At 31.7% G+C, this 16,555-nt stretch carries 15 protein-coding genes; 9 read left to right on the forward strand and 6 right to left on the reverse strand.

Annotated elements, in window-relative coordinates:
• Window positions 1-8: 8 nt before the first annotated feature.
• Window positions 9-1,205, forward strand: coding sequence for a leucine-rich repeat domain-containing protein (locus tag PQF96_RS17810; protein ID WP_271767660.1), 1,197 nt, complete (start codon window positions 9-11; stop codon window positions 1,203-1,205).
• 15 nt (window positions 1,206-1,220) lie between these two features.
• Here the strand turns inward: PQF96_RS17810 and PQF96_RS17815 are convergent, their stop codons facing one another.
• The 3 genes from PQF96_RS17815 to PQF96_RS17825 are packed head-to-tail and all read right to left on the reverse strand — an operon-like array spanning window position 1,221 to window position 3,350.
• Complete coding sequence (locus PQF96_RS17815) at window positions 1,221-1,859, reverse strand: alpha/beta hydrolase (protein WP_271767661.1); 639 nt, start codon at window positions 1,857-1,859, stop codon at window positions 1,221-1,223.
• Window positions 1,860-1,887: 28 nt separating this feature from the next.
• On the reverse strand, window positions 1,888-2,739 hold the full coding sequence (locus PQF96_RS17820) for an alpha/beta hydrolase family protein (protein WP_271767662.1): 852 nt from the start codon (window positions 2,737-2,739) through the stop codon (window positions 1,888-1,890).
• 47 nt (window positions 2,740-2,786) lie between these two features.
• A complete protein-coding gene (locus PQF96_RS17825) occupies window positions 2,787-3,350 on the reverse strand; it encodes a TetR/AcrR family transcriptional regulator (RefSeq protein WP_271767663.1) in 564 nt (187 codons plus the stop codon).
• A gap of 87 nt (window positions 3,351-3,437) precedes the next feature.
• Between PQF96_RS17825 and PQF96_RS17830 the strand changes: the two genes are divergently transcribed.
• The 5 genes from PQF96_RS17830 to PQF96_RS17850 all read left to right on the forward strand — a co-directional run bounded on the left by PQF96_RS17830 (window position 3,438) and on the right by PQF96_RS17850 (window position 8,117).
• On the forward strand, window positions 3,438-3,863 hold the full coding sequence (locus PQF96_RS17830) for a PaaI family thioesterase (RefSeq protein WP_271767664.1): 426 nt from the start codon (window positions 3,438-3,440) through the stop codon (window positions 3,861-3,863).
• A 1-nt stretch (window position 3,864) separates the two neighbouring features.
• On the forward strand, window positions 3,865-4,947 hold the full coding sequence (locus PQF96_RS17835; protein WP_271767665.1) for a chorismate-binding protein: 1,083 nt from the start codon (window positions 3,865-3,867) through the stop codon (window positions 4,945-4,947).
• Between the two features lie 54 nt (window positions 4,948-5,001).
• Complete coding sequence (gene menD / locus PQF96_RS17840) at window positions 5,002-6,726, forward strand: 2-succinyl-5-enolpyruvyl-6-hydroxy-3-cyclohexene-1-carboxylic-acid synthase (RefSeq protein WP_271767666.1); 1,725 nt, start codon at window positions 5,002-5,004, stop codon at window positions 6,724-6,726.
• 106 nt (window positions 6,727-6,832) lie between these two features.
• Window positions 6,833-7,174 (forward strand): DUF2853 family protein, encoded by a 342-nt coding sequence (locus tag PQF96_RS17845; protein ID WP_109437582.1) that lies wholly within the window; start codon window positions 6,833-6,835, stop codon window positions 7,172-7,174.
• 109 nt (window positions 7,175-7,283) lie between these two features.
• Entirely contained in the window at window positions 7,284-8,117 is an 834-nt protein-coding gene (locus tag PQF96_RS17850; protein ID WP_109437581.1) for a CvfB family protein, read from the forward strand.
• Between the two features lie 72 nt (window positions 8,118-8,189).
• Here the strand turns inward: PQF96_RS17850 and PQF96_RS17855 are convergent, their stop codons facing one another.
• Window positions 8,190-8,603, reverse strand: a complete 414-nt coding sequence (locus PQF96_RS17855) for a hypothetical protein (protein ID WP_143918722.1) — start codon at window positions 8,601-8,603, stop codon at window positions 8,190-8,192.
• Between the two features lie 159 nt (window positions 8,604-8,762).
• Between PQF96_RS17855 and PQF96_RS17860 the strand changes: the two genes are divergently transcribed.
• From PQF96_RS17860 to PQF96_RS17870, 3 genes are read left to right on the forward strand one after another with little or no spacing between them, the layout of a single operon-like run.
• The gene (locus PQF96_RS17860) at window positions 8,763-9,605 is read left to right on the forward strand and encodes a 1,4-dihydroxy-2-naphthoyl-CoA synthase (RefSeq protein WP_200825140.1); all 843 of its coding nucleotides are present in this window, start codon (window positions 8,763-8,765) and stop codon (window positions 9,603-9,605) included.
• Window positions 9,606-9,655: 50 nt separating this feature from the next.
• Window positions 9,656-10,492: a hypothetical protein gene (locus PQF96_RS17865; RefSeq protein WP_271767667.1), complete on the forward strand. Its 837-nt coding sequence runs from the start codon at window positions 9,656-9,658 to the stop codon at window positions 10,490-10,492.
• A gap of 59 nt (window positions 10,493-10,551) precedes the next feature.
• A complete protein-coding gene (locus PQF96_RS17870) occupies window positions 10,552-11,163 on the forward strand; it encodes a hypothetical protein (RefSeq protein WP_271767668.1) in 612 nt (203 codons plus the stop codon).
• Window positions 11,164-11,167: 4 nt separating this feature from the next.
• Here PQF96_RS17870 and PQF96_RS17875 read toward each other — a convergent pair whose 3' ends face one another.
• Window positions 11,168-13,582 carry an alpha-ketoacid dehydrogenase subunit alpha/beta gene (locus PQF96_RS17875; RefSeq protein ID WP_271767669.1) on the reverse strand — a complete coding sequence of 805 codons (2,415 nt, stop codon included), beginning with the start codon at window positions 13,580-13,582 and terminating at the stop codon, window positions 11,168-11,170.
• Between the two features lie 193 nt (window positions 13,583-13,775).
• The gene (locus tag PQF96_RS17880) at window positions 13,776-16,514 is read right to left on the reverse strand and encodes a gluzincin family metallopeptidase (protein WP_271767670.1); all 2,739 of its coding nucleotides are present in this window, start codon (window positions 16,512-16,514) and stop codon (window positions 13,776-13,778) included.
• Window positions 16,515-16,555 lie beyond the last annotated feature (41 nt).

A 16,555-nucleotide genomic window follows, 5' to 3' on the forward strand; every position in this document is an offset into this window, starting at 1 on the left:
TAAAACGTATGAAACTTTCAAAACAACCTTTATTTATTATTGCTTTTCATTTCTTCATTTTATCAATCTATGGTCAGGATAAGACTTTGATTGTTGATATACCAGATTTTTATCTGGAGAAGGCAATAAGAGATTATCAAGATAAACCTACAGGAGATATAACAATAAAAGATATAGAATCTTTAACTCGATTTGTTGCCATAGGAAGAGGAATTACCAATCTCAAAGGATTAGAACATGCAAAGAATTTAAAGGTTTTATTCCTTGATAATAATAAGATAATAAATTTAACACCATTGCAAAAACTTAGAAATTTAGAAAAACTTAGCGCAAATGGAAATTTAATTCATGACCTTCATCCATTATCTGATTTGGTTAATTTAAAAAGCTTAGCGTTAGATAGGAACCAAATTTCTGATATAAACCCTTTACGTACATTAATACATCTGAAAAGGATAACATTTAATTTTAATAAAATTAATGATATCTCTATAGTTCGCTACTGGAAAAAATTAACCCATTTTAATATGGCTTTCAATCAATTAGAAGATCTTTCTCCTTTATCAGAGTTAGTGGATTTATACGGAATTTGGATACCGGGGAATAATGTAACTAGCATTAATACACTGGCAAAGTTATCACAGTTAGAAATTCTTATTTTGGGGAAAAATAATATATCAGATATTAAAGTACTCAGGGTATTGAAAAGGCTTGTACAATTAAATTTAGAATACAATAAAATAGTAGATTTTTCGCCCTTGTCCGAACTACAAAATGTAGGAGTTCTAATGCTTAGGGGGAATAGTATTGATGATATTGGTTTTTTGGAGAATATGCATAGTATAGAATGGTTAGATCTTAGAGATAATCAATTGAAAGATATTTCCTCTCTAAAACAATTATCTAGGATGAGGAAATTATTGGTATCTAGGAATACAATTAAATCAATAAATTCAATTGTTAATATGAAAAATTTACGCTGGTTGGCGATTGAAGATAATGATATTGATAATTTGTGGCCACTATATAGTCTTAAGCAACTTACTGATGTGATGTTGTTTAATAATCCAATAGCAACTATCAATAAAAAGAATAATGAAGAAGTCTTAGCCAAAATCAAATCTGAAGGAAAAAAAATAGAAATGAATCCTGTCGCAATAAATTCGATTTTTGAAATGGAACCTAGTAGAATAATGCGACATTAATTGAATTAATGAAACTTATAGAATATTTTTTACCGTTTTAGGGTCTAATTCATGACCTCCAGGATGAGTTCTAAATTCAATTTGCGGTAAGATGTGTTTTACTCTAACTTTTTCTTCTTCAACTTTTGCTATTTCAAAATAAGGATCTTTTTGCCCAAGAATATGAGTGATTTTTGTTGTTTCATTGAGAAAAGAAAAATCTTTTTTAGATAATTCTTTAGGAAACCCACCAGAAATAATGACAAAAGCATCAGGGTTTATTTTTCGAGAAGAAATCCATCGACTGGCTATACTTACTCCCTGAGAATATCCTAGTATTACTAAATTTTTATCCTTAGGAATATTCTCTTCAGATAATATTGCATCAACATAACGCAATACATTTTGAGTGTCTTTCTTTGTATTTTCTTTTGTCAACCAGCTAGAGCCAACTCTTCTATAATCGTCACCTTTATAGTATTTTGAAGGAGCTTGAGGAGCAATGAAATAATTATCTGTCTTATCCAGACTTTCAAATAACCTAATGAAATAACGACTAAGATATCCTATTCCGTGAAAAACAATCCAAACCGTTTTTGTATTAGTATCTAAACTATTTAAAGTAGAGTAGGTGTTTGTTGTTGTATAAGATATTTCTTTTTCAGAGTTATTCATAAGGGTTATAATAAAAAGTGTGATATTTTTAATTAAGCTGAAACCAATCGCTAATTATTGGCCACAAGATATCTCGATTTTTAATTCTAAAAAAATCAAAATGCCCAATTGTTTTTAAATTAAAATCAGAAGGATTTAAATGTTTTCGAGTGACATTTGCATTTTGGTATACTCGATTGCCAAGAATGTCAACAGATTTTTTAGGAGCAAAAAGATCATCATCAATACTAACCAAAAGCATAGGGGCTTTTATGTTTTCATAATAAGTATCCATGTTTTCTTTGGTGAAATATAACATAGAATCAGGATGTAGTAGGAAAATAGCCCAGTCTTTAGCTGCTTTAGTGGTAAGAGGTTTGCCTAATCCAAACCAGCCAGAGGGGTAATATCCCAGAAGAGATGTGGTTATAGGTACAAAAAGTTTGAAATTTAAATAAATCAATATTCGCATTCTTAATGAGAAGTGTTTGTAGAATCCAAATTGTGATGCTATAGTAATGTATTTGTCATAATATTGGTATGCATCGCTAAATCCAATACTATTTCCTCCATAACTATGGCCTATCATATATTTCTCATTGTCAGGATACTCTTCTGCTGCATATTTAGATATCGACTTAAAATCCATTGCCCAGGAAAAAAAGCCGTGCTCCTTTAAGGATTGGATACTTCGCGAAATTGAAGTTCCAATTCCGCGATAATCAAAGGTAAATACATTACATCCTTTTTCTGCAAGGTGTTCTGCCAGATTAAAATAAAATTTTTGAGGAACAGCAACAGCAGGAGCAAACACTATAGTTTTATAATTGGGAGATTTAGGAGTAAATTCATGAACTGATATTGGATACCCATCGAATGATTTTATAGTGTAAGATTCCATGTTGATTGTAATTTTAAGGTTGAGAAATTAAACATAGTAGTCTTTAATTATTTATTTAGAATTAGTTTTTCCATTCTTATAATGGCATTATTAAGATACTTTGAGTCATCATAAACTTGCATCAATAATATCCCACCTTCTATATCTTGAACTATTTGCTCTGCTAACATCAATGCGTTGTCAGGTTCATGATTAATTTCTAGTAGATATTGTAATCCAGAAATAAAATCGTGAAAAAATAATCGTATTTCTTTTTTGTATATTGGATCAAGGTGAATGGTTTCTAATGCAGTATTTGCCATTATACATCCTCCCTCTGAAACTTTGAAAATTTTATTCATAAGCCCCTTGATCTTTGTAATTTTCTCTTGAATATCGAGGGTGTCACTTTGAATAATTTTAAAGAAGTTGTAATTAAAATAGCTATGTACTAAAGCCAGCACTTCCTTTATCAATTCTTCTTTATTACTGAAATAATAATAAAAATGGGATTTTTGAATACCACAGGCTTTAGAAAGCTCGCTCATACTACTATTTTGAACTCCTCGAGTTCTTAGAATCGGAATCACCTTTTGTAATACTTCTTCTTTGGATGTTTTTATTTTTGGCATTTTATTGAACGTTCGTTAAAATAATGATCAAATATAGTTAGAATTATTAAAAGGCATTGTATACTTTTGTTTTAAATTTTATAGTATATGAATTTGACAGAAGAAGAAATACTGAGGCAATGCGCAAAAATGTGTAAAAATACACTTATGGAGACATTGGATATCTCTTTTTGTGAAGTGGGTAAAGATTATTTGGTAGCTAAGATGCCAGTAACACCTAGAGTACATCAGCCAGATGGTGTTTTACATGGGGGAGCTATGGTTGCACTTGCAGAAAGTGTTGGTAGTGCAGCTTCTTTTATGTTTTTAGATGCAAAGGAATTTTATATTAGAGGGATAGAAATTTCTGCAAATCATGTTAGAAGTGTCAAGGAAGGATATGTGTTTGCAAAAGCAGAAATTGTGCACCCAGGGCGCACTACTCAGCTATGGGATATAAAGATCAGAGGTGAAGAAAATCAACTCATCTCAGTTGTAAAGTTAACAACGATTGCACTTCCCAAAACTAAGTAGGATGAACATAGATAATGTTTATACTGACCTTAAGAAGCAGTTAAAAGCAGAACTTCCTTTTGTTATATATAGAAAAGCTAATACTCAAGAAATAGATGTTTTTCTACAGGAAGATGATGAGTTGTATGAGTATAAAGATAACACGATTTCGGGATTTGTTTTTGCACCATTTAATACATTAGAAAAAACAGTACTTATCCCAATGGATAAAAGTATTTGTTATACTGTTACCATTACTTCACCGACCAATATTGATAAAAATGAAAATGATGTAAAATACGATTCTGTTTTAGCATCTAGTGCTAAAGAAGAGCATATGCAACTGGTTAGACGGGGAATTGATGCTATCAAAGCAAAATGTTTTAAAAAAGTAGTCTTATCGCGAAAAGAAGAAGTTGTTTGTGAAAATAATGATGCATTAGAAATTTACAAACGATTAGTGATGAATTACCCTAAAGCTTTTGTGTATTGTTGGTATCATCCTAAAATTGGGATGTGGCTAGGAGCTACGCCAGAAACATTGCTTCATGTAAAAGAAAATCACTTTTATACCATGGCACTTGCGGGTACACAACCTTATCTTGGTGAAATGAATGTGGAGTGGGGGGATAAAGAGATCGAAGAACAGAAAATGGTTACCGATTTTATTCTGGACGAACTAACTCCTGTTTCTAAACGTATAGAATCGTCAAATGTATATACATATCGTGCAGGAACGCTTTTGCATTTGAGAACTGATATCAAAGTGGTTTTAAAAACAGCAAGTTCTGATATAGCAAAAGTAATACAGATAGTTCATCCAACTCCTGCTGTGTGTGGTTTACCTAAAAAAGATGCAAAATCTTTTATCCTCGAATATGAGGGATATGATAGAAAGTATTATACTGGTTTTCTGGGAGAATTAAATGTAAATAGAAATGGAAAAATAGAATCTAGTCTATTTGTAAATCTTCGTTGTATGGAAATGAAACCTGATAAAGCTATTTTATATGTAGGAGGAGGGATTACTAAAGATTCTGAGCCAGAGAAAGAGTGGGAAGAAACAGTAAAAAAAACAGAAACAATGAAAAAAGTTTTGTTTTAAATTACCTAAAAAATCTGGCTTAAATTAGTATGATATTGTAATTTAGCGATTCGAATGAAGAAACGCTTATATTCAAAGATTCCTTTAGCACAAACTATTGTTGCCTTATGTGAGGCAAAAGGAATTTATCATATTGTTATTTCACCAGGATCTCGTAATGCACCTTTGACTATTGGTTTTAGCGAACATCCTGAGATGAAATGTTATAGTATTGTAGATGAACGATGTGCTGCATTTTTTGCATTGGGTATCGCACAACAGATTCAAAAACCAGTGATACTGTTATGTACGTCTGGAAGTGCATTATTAAATTATTATCCTGCAATTTCAGAAGCCTTTTATAGTGATATTCCATTAGTAGTATTGAGTGCAGATCGACCAATAGAAAGAATTGATATTGGAGATGGACAAACGATTAGACAGAAAAATGTATTTGAGAATCATATCACATATTCTGCAAACTTATACTCAGAAGTTGTTGCAGAAACTACAATTGATGATGTAAAAATACGTCAAAAGCAACATGAGGCTCAAAAGCATAATGAAAGAGAGATTAACATTGCACTAAATGCTGCGTTAGAAAAAAATGGCCCTGTACATATTAATGTTCCTTTTTATGAACCTTTGTATGATAAGTTGGATCAGCCTACAGTTATTCCTAAAAATATACCCTTAGAATACTCGTATTATAAGTTTTCTGATGATCTACAATCCGAAATGTTAAGGGAGTGGAATAATGCAGAACGTAAAATGATATTGATAGGTGTGAATTCTCCTGGGACCGTTGATCAAAAATGGGTAGAGTATTTTGCAGAGGATCCATCTGTATTAGTATTAACAGAAACTACATCAAATATTCATCATGATTCTCATGTAAATTGTATTGATCAATTGATTTCTACTTTAAATCCGGGCGAATTTGAGATGTTACAACCAGATGTTTTATTAACTATTGGCGGGATGGTAGTATCCAAAAGGATTAAAGGTTTTTTGCGTCAATATCAACCCAAGTCTCACTGGCATATTAATTCAAAAAAAGCATATGATACTTATTTTTGCCTTACTGAGCATGTAAAACTACAACCCAACCAATTCTTTTCAAGCTTTTTGCAAAATGCAGAGTTTGTAAAAAGTACGTATAAAGCAGATTGGATTTCAGTACGAAATCAAAGAAGAAAAGATCACGATACTTATTTAAGTCAAATTCCTTTTACAGATCTTAAGGTGTTTGAATCTATTTTTAATGGAATTCCGGATCAACAAATGATTCAATTAAGTAATAGCTCTACAGTGCGTTATGCTCAATTGTTTTCGTTGAAATCATCGTTCAAAGTGTTTTGTAATAGAGGTACAAGTGGTATCGATGGATGTACGTCAACATCAATCGGAGCGGCATTGGCCTCAGGAATACCAACAACATTAATAACTGGTGATCTTAGTTTTTTCTATGATAGTAATGGGTTGTGGAATGAATATATACCATCAAATTTTAAAATCATTATTATTAATAATGATGGAGGAGGGATATTTAGAATTTTACCAGGTAAGGAAGAGAGTGATAATTTTGCCAAATATTTTGAAACCACTCATGGTTTAACCGCATTACATTTATGTAAAATGTATGGTTTTGAATACCATGCTGCAAATACTCTCGAAGAGACTGTTGAAGAGATTAAAAATATATATAGTAACGATAGTTTGCCTCAGTTATTAGAAGTTTTTACACCTAGAAAACAAAATGATAGTACTTTAATCGATTATTTTAAGCATTTCAACTAAAAGAGACGTTTTTATATACTTTATGGATTAATTATTCATTTATAATTCATCTATATTTGATATAGTAAAGTAAAAAATAACTAAAAACCTAAAACATTATCATCTTATGAGTAAAAGAGACGAATTAATTGCTAAATATGCAGCCGATATTAAAGATAAAATAGGAGAGACTCCAGATATGGATCTTTTAACTAAAGTTACTATTGGATGTGGCCCTTCAATTTATAATAGTGATGCTTCTACAGTTTCTGGTAGTGATGAAAAAGAATTAGCGACAGTAAAGCAAAATTTTCTAATCAAGAAATTAGGACTATCTGATGGTGCAAAACTAGATGAAGCAATCGCTTCTGTAATAGATAAATATGGTAAGTCAAACCGTAACAAATATAGAGCTGTTGTTTATTATCTATTAACAAAACATTTTGGAAAAGAATCTGCATATAAATAGTATGCGATATTTTACGAAAAAGAGGTGTATGCTATTGTGTACACCTTTTTTTATTGAATTTAAGTAAACAGGAAGATTAAAGAATTATCTTTGCGCAAAAAATAAAAGAATGCTAAAGCTTGGTGCGTATAATACATTAGAAGTTGTGAGAGAAAGAGATCAGGGCGTTTATCTCTGTGATGAAGATGGTAATGAAGTTCTTTTGCCGAATAAATATGTTCCTGAAGAATTTATGATAAGAGATCTTCTAAAGGTGTTTGTGTATTTGGATAGTTCAGAGCGTATTGTGGCTACCACATTGGAGCCCTATGCTACCGTAAAGTCTTTTGCATATCTAAAATGTACAAGTGTTTCTGAAGTTGGTGCTTTTTTAGATTGGGGTTTAGAAAAAGACCTTTTTGTTCCCTTTAAAGAACAAGCCAATAAAATGAAGAAAGGAAATTGGTATCTAGTATATGTGTATCTTGATGATGAAACCGATAGATTATTGGCTTCAAGCAAGACGAATGCTTTTTTGGATAATTCTCTGGTGTTATTGTCATCTTATGATGAAGTTGATTTAATTGCCTCTCATCCATCTCCATTTGGATGGAATATGATTGTAAACCAAAAACATTTAGGGCTAATATATGAAGATGAAATTTTTCAGAAGATTACTCCTGGGGATCGATTTAAAGGATTTGTAAAAAAGGTAAGGCCGGATGGTAAAATAGATCTTACACTGCAACGACATGGGTATAGAGGTATAGAACCAAATGCAGAACAAATTTTAAAAGAGTTGCAAGCTAATGGAGGATTTATCGATTTAAATGATAAATCTGATCCAGAAGATATAAAGGAAGTCTTTCAATTAAGTAAAAAAAGCTTTAAAAAGGCAATAGGTTCATTGTATAAAGCTCGAAAAATTACTATTGAAAAAGATGGGATTCGAATTGTAGAATAGAACTAAAATGATACAATCAAAAAAGACTGGGTTAAAATCACTATGTGAGCTGATGAGTTAGTTCTTCAGTTACTAATAAGCTAACCCGGTAATAGGGCAGTAGGCTCCGCTATATAGGCTAGCATCTTTATAGGCTATGTTTTTTATACCTCCTGCGGCATTAGTATTTGGATTGTAACCACTACCAGATATAGTAAAACCAGATGTTTTTGGCTGTGGGATTGCAACACTGTATTTTGGTGAAACTATTTTACTTTTGGGTAATTCAAGAAACATTGTGGCCGGTTTTCTTAAAGCCTGTTGTCTTAAATCTATATCCAGATTTACCTCCATTAACTGATATGTTGTTGTTGGTAACGCTTTGTTAGCAAAAGATATAGGAGCACTTAATTGCTCCCATTCTATAGAGATAGTTTGTATGGGATTTTCTTGTGCGTATGATAAAAAACTAATACTTCCGATAAATACTGCTAAAAAGATCTTCATAAAGGTAAATATATTATCAATTGATGAAAAAAACATCAAAAACTATGCTAAATTCTATTTTTGTTTTAAATAAAATTAAAATTTAAGGTATTTACCCCTAAAATCATATAGTTTGGTATATTATATTGTATTATTTTTGAAGATACAAAAAAATACATAATGAGTTCAATAGATTGGAAAACTGTAAAGGAATACGAAGATATCACATATAAAAAATCAGGAGGAATTGCACGTATAGCTTTTAATAGGCCTAATGTTCGTAACGCCTTTAGACCTAAAACCACAAGTGAACTTTATGACGCTTTTTATGATGTGCAAGAGGATACGTCTATTGGGGTTGTTTTGTTATCAGCAGAAGGGCCTTCTACAAAAGATGGGATATATAGTTTTTGTAGTGGAGGAGATCAGAATGCTAGAGGGCATCAAGGTTATGTAGGAGACGATGGTAGACATCGATTAAATATCTTAGAGGTACAACGATTAATAAGGTTTATGCCAAAAGTAGTTATTGCGGTGGTGCCTGGATGGGCAGTAGGAGGAGGGCATAGTCTCCATGTTGTTTGTGATCTTACTTTGGCTAGCAAAGAGCATGCAATTTTTAAACAAACTGATGCAGATGTTACTAGTTTTGATGGAGGATATGGATCAGCTTACCTTGCTAAAATGGTAGGACAGAAAAAAGCTAGAGAAATTTTCTTTTTAGGAAGAAACTACTCAGCACAAGATGCATATGAAATGGGGATGGTAAATGCGGTAATTCCGCATGCAGAATTAGAGGATACTGCATACCAATGGGGGTTAGAGATTCTGGAAAAATCTCCAACATCGATCAAAATGCTAAAATTTGCAATGAACCTTACTGATGATGGTATGGTGGGACAGCAAGTATTTGCAGGAGAAGCTACACGGTTAGCTTATATGACGGATGAAGCGAAAGAGGGACGAAATGCATTTCTGGAAAAAAGAAAACCAGATTTTAAAAATATTAAATGGATGCCATAACTTAAATAAATAATTATCTTATTTAAGTTAAGAATTACCTTTTGTAGCATATGGACAAAAAAGAAGAAGAGCTTTTATCGATGCACTATCAGATGGAAAAAACTGATATCAAGCAGCAGCGACTGGAAGATCGACTTATGTCTATTTCTGAGGATTTGAAAAAAAGTAAAAAGAGGCGTAATTTTTATTTTATTTTCATCTTGTTTTTAATGCTATTATTAACTGCAGGAAGTATTTATGTAATTAATACAAATACTGCATATACTAATAATGGATCTTCTGCAACCCCCGAGGATATTGAGCAATTACTATTTGTAAATGATTCATTGCAAAGAGAGGTAAGTAGACTCAAAACAGATATCTCAAAATACCAAAACAAAGATTTGTCAGATATCAATGATACTATTAGTGATCTCTCAAGGGTTACGGTTGATGGTGTTCAAGAAGGGGTGGCGGCAGATATAGAAGTTGCTACAGATACAATCGGGGATAATTCCAAACTTAAGTTTGAAAGAAAATATTGTTACATAAATAAAGTTTATAAAAGCAATGATGTTGTTTTTATTGAAGCAGATATAATAGAGTATTATCAGGGTAGAAAAGCAGTTAAAAAAGCTAAAGAATACGGTGAAGCTGAGTATGATTTAGATAAAAATGGAGATACGTTGTATTTTTTATATAATAATTATTATATTCATAACCAAAGTTCCAAGTCAATAATTTTAGAACTTGACGATAAGGCGAGGGTGAAGATTGAAAGTGTCAATCGCATTTCTAATGGGTTTCCATTGAAAGCTTTCCAGAAAATTATTAAGGATAAACCTGTTTTAATTTTGGAAATAAATAATGGAATCGTTTATAAAATAACCCAAAAGAGACTCCCTTAAGCATTGTTTAGAATATATCTTTAGAAATAACTAACTAAACTTTTGAAGCTACCCCCACAATGAAAGTTATGAAAGATGAGGATCTTCTATCTTTGCATTACCAGATAGAAAAAGCCGAAATTAAACAAAAAAAGCTTGAAGACCTTCTGGATGTAGAGTCTGATAAGCTGAAAAAAAGTAAAAAATCTAATCGATTATTCGGATCCTTTTCCTTGGTTCTGTTTCTGTTAGCAATTTTTTTAGTTGCTAATGCTTTTTATTTTAGTAAACCTCCATCAGAAGATATAGCAAAGGAGAAAAATGAACTCCTTTTATTGAAGCAAGAACTAACTTCGGCAAAAGAGGAATTAGAAACCTTAAAAAAAGAAAAAGTAGAACTTAAGGAAATTAAAAATTTATATTTATATAGAAGTTTAATCAAAAGAGATACAGTATATTCTGTGCAACTTAAAGCATTTAATGCTAAAAATATGCCAGCAATTTCTGAAAAATTTACAAATACACTGATTTATAGTGACACTTCGTTCTATAAAATGAGTTTAGGTATTTTTGAAACCTTACCTGAAGCCCAAAATTTTAGAAAAATGTTAATAGGGTCTGGGTTTGATAAGAAAATCTTTGTGATTTCTTATAAAAATGGAAAACGATTAAAAATCGAAGATTTCCAATAACCTGTTATCTTAATTTTGGATAAGCAGCAGGATCAGCTTCATTCATTATTGAGTATATATATTCAAAAATATCTTCAATAGAAGGTTTACTGAAATAATCTCCATCTGTTCCAAAAGCAGGTCTATGTGGTTGTGCGCTTAATGTTTGTGGTTTACTATCTAGGTATTGATAAACATTTTGTTCATCAATAAGCTTATGTAAAATATAACCAGTAGCACCACCAGGTACATCTTCATCAATAATTAATAATCGATTGGTCTTGGATACACTTTTTGCGATATCATGATGTATATCAAAAGGGAGTAAGGACTGGACATCAATGATTTCGGCATTAATGCCAACAGATAATAATTCTTTTGCAGCTTGTTCTACTAATCGTAGTGTAGAACCATAAGATACAAGAGTGATATCGCTTCCCTCTTTTATAGTTTCAACAACACCTATCGGGGTTCTGATATCAGATAAATTAGAAGGCATCTTTTCCTTTAGACGATAACCATTAAGGCATTCTACTACTAATGCCGGTTCATCACTTTCCATCAATGTATTATAAAATCCTGCGGCTTTAGTCATATTTCTTGGTACAAGAATGTGAATTCCTCGAAGTAAATGAATAAGACCACCCATTTGAGAACCAGAATGCCATATCCCTTCTAATCTATGACCTCTAGTTCGTATGATCAATGGAGCTTTTTGCTTGGCAAAAGTTCTATATCGTAATGTGGCAAGATCGTCACTTAATCCTTGTATACAGTATAGGATATAATCTAAATACTGGATTTCTGCAATAGGTCTTAGCCCTCTCATGGCCATCCCAATTCCTTGTCCAATTATCGTAGCTTCACGAATACCAGTATCAGATACTCTAATTTGACCAAATCTTTCCTGAAGACCTTCTAGTCCTTGGTTTACATCACCAATTTTACCACTATCCTCTCCAAAAATTAAAGCTTCTGGAATTCTATCGAATAATTTTTCAAAATTATCTCTGATAATAAGTCTGCCATCTACTAGTTCTGCATTGTTATCAAAAACAGGTAACACTTCTTTGATGCTGATAACATTGTTATCATTTTCACTGTATAAATGATCGCTGTATTTAGGCTGGATATTTGCGATATATGTATTGATCCAATTTTGCAACGTCAATTTTTCTGCAAAATTTTCTTTCGTGAGATAGCGTAATGTTTTTCTTGTGGCTTCGAGAATGTCTTTTCGAATTGGCTCTTCTTTTGATGCCAACGAAGTAATAAGAGGAGAGATAAAGTTTTTATTAGCACTTTTTTCTTCAACAGCTTTTAATACTTCGAGTGCTTCTTTTTGTTCAGATTTTATTTCAGATATAAAAGCGTTCCAGGCATTTGTTTTTCCTTGTCTTACTTCCTTTTTTGCTGCTTTCTCAAAATCAAGTAACTCTTCTACTGTTGCAATGTTATGATCAATGATCCATTCTTTAAATTTTTTATTGCAATCATATTCACGCTCCCAATTTAATCGTTCTTCACTTTTATATCTTTCATGCGATCCAGAAGTAGAATGCCCTTGAGGTTGGGTAAGTTCTTTTACGTGAATAATAACAGGAATATGCTTTTCCCGAGCTAATTCTTCTGCACGTTCATAAGTGCTCATTAACGAAGGATAATCCCAGCCATTTACTTTTAAAATTTCATAACCCTCATGATTTTCATCTCGTCTGAAACCTTCTAGAATTAAAGAGATATCTTCTTTTGTTGTTTGGTGTTCTGCATGTACAGAAATTCCATATTCATCATCCCAGATACTAATTACCATAGGTACTTGTAAAACTCCTGCGGCATTTATTGTTTCCCAGAATAAGCCTTCGCTTGTACTGGCATTACCAATAGTTCCCCATGCAACTTCATTTCCTTGAGTAGAAAAATTAGTAAGATTCTCAACACTCTTTTCATTGCGGTATACCTTTGATGCCTGAGCTAAACCTAATAGACGGGGCATTTGTCCAGCCGTAGGAGAGATGTCAGAACTAGAGTTTTTTTGTTGAGTTAGATTTTTCCAAGAGCCATCTTCATTTAAACTATGGGTGGCGAAGTGGCCTCCCATTTGTCTTCCAGCAGCAAAAGGTTCTTTTTGGATATCTGTATGTGCATATAAGCCAGCAAAAAATTGTTCTATAGTATATTGATCGATAGCCATCATAAAGGTTTGATCTCTATAATATCCAGATCTAAAATCTCCATTACGAAAAACTCTTGCCATTGCAAGTTGAGGGAGTTCTTTTCCTCCTCCAAAAATTCCAAATTTTGATTTACCCGTTAATACTTCACGTCTTCCTAATAAACTACATTCTCTACTAATCAATGCGATTTTATAATCGCTAAGTATTTGATTTCTATATTCTTCGAATGAAATATTAGATGAAGTAATGGTTTCAGGCTGCATGTGAACGATTTTTTTATAGGGTGCAAATTTAGTTAAAATAGACGCCATTTGCAAGGTAAAAACTCTTAATTTTTTTGAATATAATTCGGTTAAAATGCTTTTTTATTAGCAAATTGTCTTTTTTGGGTGGTATTTTAAGGATTGATTAACAAATGCGCAAAATTTTCACATTTATGTGATGTCTTGGATATTCTTAATACCATTCTCTGGTAAAAAGTCCTATCAATGTCTCTGGACTTAGCGTAATAATAAATCGAATCTGTTCTTCATAGTTGGGTTGTGAGATTTCCCATCCTTTATTTGAAACTACTGGAAAGAAAACTTCAAAATAATCAGCAACTAAGCTTAATCGAACGCCTGCGTCATATACAAATTTGGGAGAAATATTTTTGTTTTTTACTAAACCAACATCTCCGTATGCATAAATCCAATTCCAGATGTTTGTATTTGCATTGAATGTTGTAATCCATTGATTTGCAAATGGATAATCTAGTTGAGATTTAAATCCTCCTTCGGCCAAAATAATTTGTTGGCTTACAAAACCAGTATCTTCGCTACGTCCTAAATAATTATAATCAAATAAGTAATCTGTTGGCCTATCCAGAGCAAAGCTAAAGAAATCTCCATCTTTCTCTGTATCATTAAAAAGGAAAGTGCCAGCAAATAATCTTAGATTTAACTGACGATTATTTAGAAACAACTTTCTGTAATTTATGGTTGTAGATACTTTGCTAAAGTTTTTTGATAATTGATAATCGATTGTATATCCTAAAAAATTAATAAGATTAAAATCAGAGTATCTGTACCTGGCATTAAATACATTATAATCAGGAGTGACAACAGGGTTCTCTTCATCTCTTTCTCTAAAGACATTAATGTTTCTAAGAGTTAATCTTTGATTTTCATTTGATCTTAAATCCTTTGGTCTGAAACGAAAACTAACAGAGGTAGAAAATCGCCTAAACAATAAATCGGGAGCATAACTAAACATGCTTCCACTTACACCATATCGTATCTGATATAATCCATAATCTGCAATTTGATGTCTATTAAAAATAGATGCTGATCCTAATAGTTTATTCGATTTAAAACCATATGCAGGGGATATATTGTATTCAAAATTTCGTCGTATAATGGATCTATTGTAAAATTTTGAAGCTAAAGTAAAACCATCATATACATTAAATTCAATTTCTGGAATAAAAAAAACTTGACTATATCTTGGATCCTCAACATCTTCAAGAAATCTGAACTGTATAGGTTTGTTAAATATCCATTTTAAGTTTCTATAATTATTTCTTCTATTTACCTCAGGTATATTTTGATCATAATCCAATATAAGTTTACTAATATCCTCATTAGCAATTGTTACTTTTTTGGTATCATTAATTTCTGTAACCCATGTTTTAGAAACTAGTTCTTTTTTTCTAAAGCCGTAAAGCGATACGGGCATAGTATTATCGCTCTTATTTTTTATAGTAACCTCAAGAGAGTCATTTCTTTTTTTAACAGATTTTATTTTAAAGTCTAGTTTTTTGTTTGTTGCAATAAAATCTTCAAAAAACCACTCAATATCTTTAGAAGACAATGATGAGAGTACTTTTTTATATGCGTTTGAATTTGTGTGTTTTAGAACATTTTGCGTGTAAAAGTCTTTTATACTTTGGTCAACAATATTATCGTCTCCCAAATAATCTTCTAAGTATTTAAATCCAACTCCTGCTTTATATGAATTAGCAATATTTCTATTAAATTTTACCAACTCATCTCTTGGCATGGTAAGAGATTGATCTAAGAATAATCTGGCCATATTTTTATAAGCTAAAAAATATTGATCGTTAAAATCCAAATCTGCTGCATGAAACCATCTTATGCCAATTACTTTACTAAGCTTACCAATAATTTTCATTTCTGGATAATACTTTTCTGTATATGCCATCATTAAGTAGATGTGTATAGCATCTTTTACCCAGGTATCATTTCTTGGATCGATAAGTAGTGTTTTCTCAAGATAATTTCCAGTTATTGTTTTTAATTGCTTTATTTCATATTGAAAGCCATCTGGAAAAGGTCTTAGGATATCAGGTAACTGGTTTAAGCCATATACAGGATTGTTTTTGTAATCATTTTCAGAAACCAATAATTTGTCAAAAGGGTAAGGGCCTAACCTTTGATTTAAAAAAGTAATAATTCTGTCTATAGCTACAGATTTCATTTTTGGCATTAGATCATTATCATCTATATTGCTAACCAATTCAGTACCATTTGTAGAAAAACTATAAAACGAAAGGTTCTTTTCAATGTAAAGATTTATTTCATTTCTATTATCTCCTGTAAGTTGGATCGTTTTATTTGTTTTTTCTCCTGAAGATGAAATCGTCTCTTTTTTTAACTCACTCATGACCTCATATTCTTCTGGAATAGTGAGATTTATTTTATAATTTGCCAGTGGGGCATACAAGTCATCTAAGTTTTTATGGCTATAAATATTCCATTTTGTATCATATACAGCAGGAACGATATACCAATATTTTAAACTAAAATTTCCGTTTGCATGATATCCATACCGTGTAAATTTGTTACTCGGTACTTTGATTTGGTATTTTAAAAGAAAAGTTTGATTTTGCCCTGGATAAATAGGTTGGGAGGTCTCAATCCATATAATATCGGGAGTCTTGTTATAGCGACTCCATAATAAAGGCTGAGAATTGTAATCAGTTACTTTTTGAATTACAGAACTCCCTCGTTCATTGTCCTTTGCAAAATAGAATTTCTTTAAAAAGTCTTCAGAAAATCTTTTCCCTAGCGGAGTGTTTTTATTTGAGAAACTATGCGCCCAATCATGAAAGAATATTTTTGAAAGCGTATCATTTGATGTATTTGTATAGGTAATTTCTTGCTCAATTGTTAAGATCTTTTTTTGAGGATCCAATTGAGCATTTATAAGTATACTATGCTGCGCTGATGACGTAA

This window comes from Aquimarina algiphila (genome assembly GCF_947494415.1).
GTDB lineage: Bacteria > Bacteroidota > Bacteroidia > Flavobacteriales > Flavobacteriaceae > Aquimarina > Aquimarina algiphila.

Coding starts and splice junctions, on each gene's coding strand:
- PQF96_RS17855 (WP_143918722.1), bottom strand. CDS start 8,603: ATGAAGATCTTTTTAGCAGTATTTATCGGAAGTATTAGTTTTTTATCA.
- PQF96_RS17815 (WP_271767661.1), bottom strand. CDS start 1,859: ATGAATAACTCTGAAAAAGAAATATCTTATACAACAACAAACACCTAC.
- PQF96_RS17875 (WP_271767669.1), bottom strand. CDS start 13,582: ATGCAGCCTGAAACCATTACTTCATCTAATATTTCATTCGAAGAATAT.
- PQF96_RS17835 (WP_271767665.1), top strand. CDS start 3,865: ATGAACATAGATAATGTTTATACTGACCTTAAGAAGCAGTTAAAAGCA.
- PQF96_RS17870 (WP_271767668.1), top strand. CDS start 10,552: ATGAAAGTTATGAAAGATGAGGATCTTCTATCTTTGCATTACCAGATA.
- PQF96_RS17850 (WP_109437581.1), top strand. CDS start 7,284: ATGCTAAAGCTTGGTGCGTATAATACATTAGAAGTTGTGAGAGAAAGA.
- PQF96_RS17860 (WP_200825140.1), top strand. CDS start 8,763: ATGAGTTCAATAGATTGGAAAACTGTAAAGGAATACGAAGATATCACA.
- PQF96_RS17830 (WP_271767664.1), top strand. CDS start 3,438: ATGAATTTGACAGAAGAAGAAATACTGAGGCAATGCGCAAAAATGTGT.
- PQF96_RS17810 (WP_271767660.1), top strand. CDS start 9: ATGAAACTTTCAAAACAACCTTTATTTATTATTGCTTTTCATTTCTTC.
- PQF96_RS17825 (WP_271767663.1), bottom strand. CDS start 3,350: ATGCCAAAAATAAAAACATCCAAAGAAGAAGTATTACAAAAGGTGATT.
- PQF96_RS17820 (WP_271767662.1), bottom strand. CDS start 2,739: ATGGAATCTTACACTATAAAATCATTCGATGGGTATCCAATATCAGTT.
- PQF96_RS17845 (WP_109437582.1), top strand. CDS start 6,833: ATGAGTAAAAGAGACGAATTAATTGCTAAATATGCAGCCGATATTAAA.
- PQF96_RS17865 (WP_271767667.1), top strand. CDS start 9,656: ATGGACAAAAAAGAAGAAGAGCTTTTATCGATGCACTATCAGATGGAA.
- menD (WP_271767666.1), top strand. CDS start 5,002: ATGAAGAAACGCTTATATTCAAAGATTCCTTTAGCACAAACTATTGTT.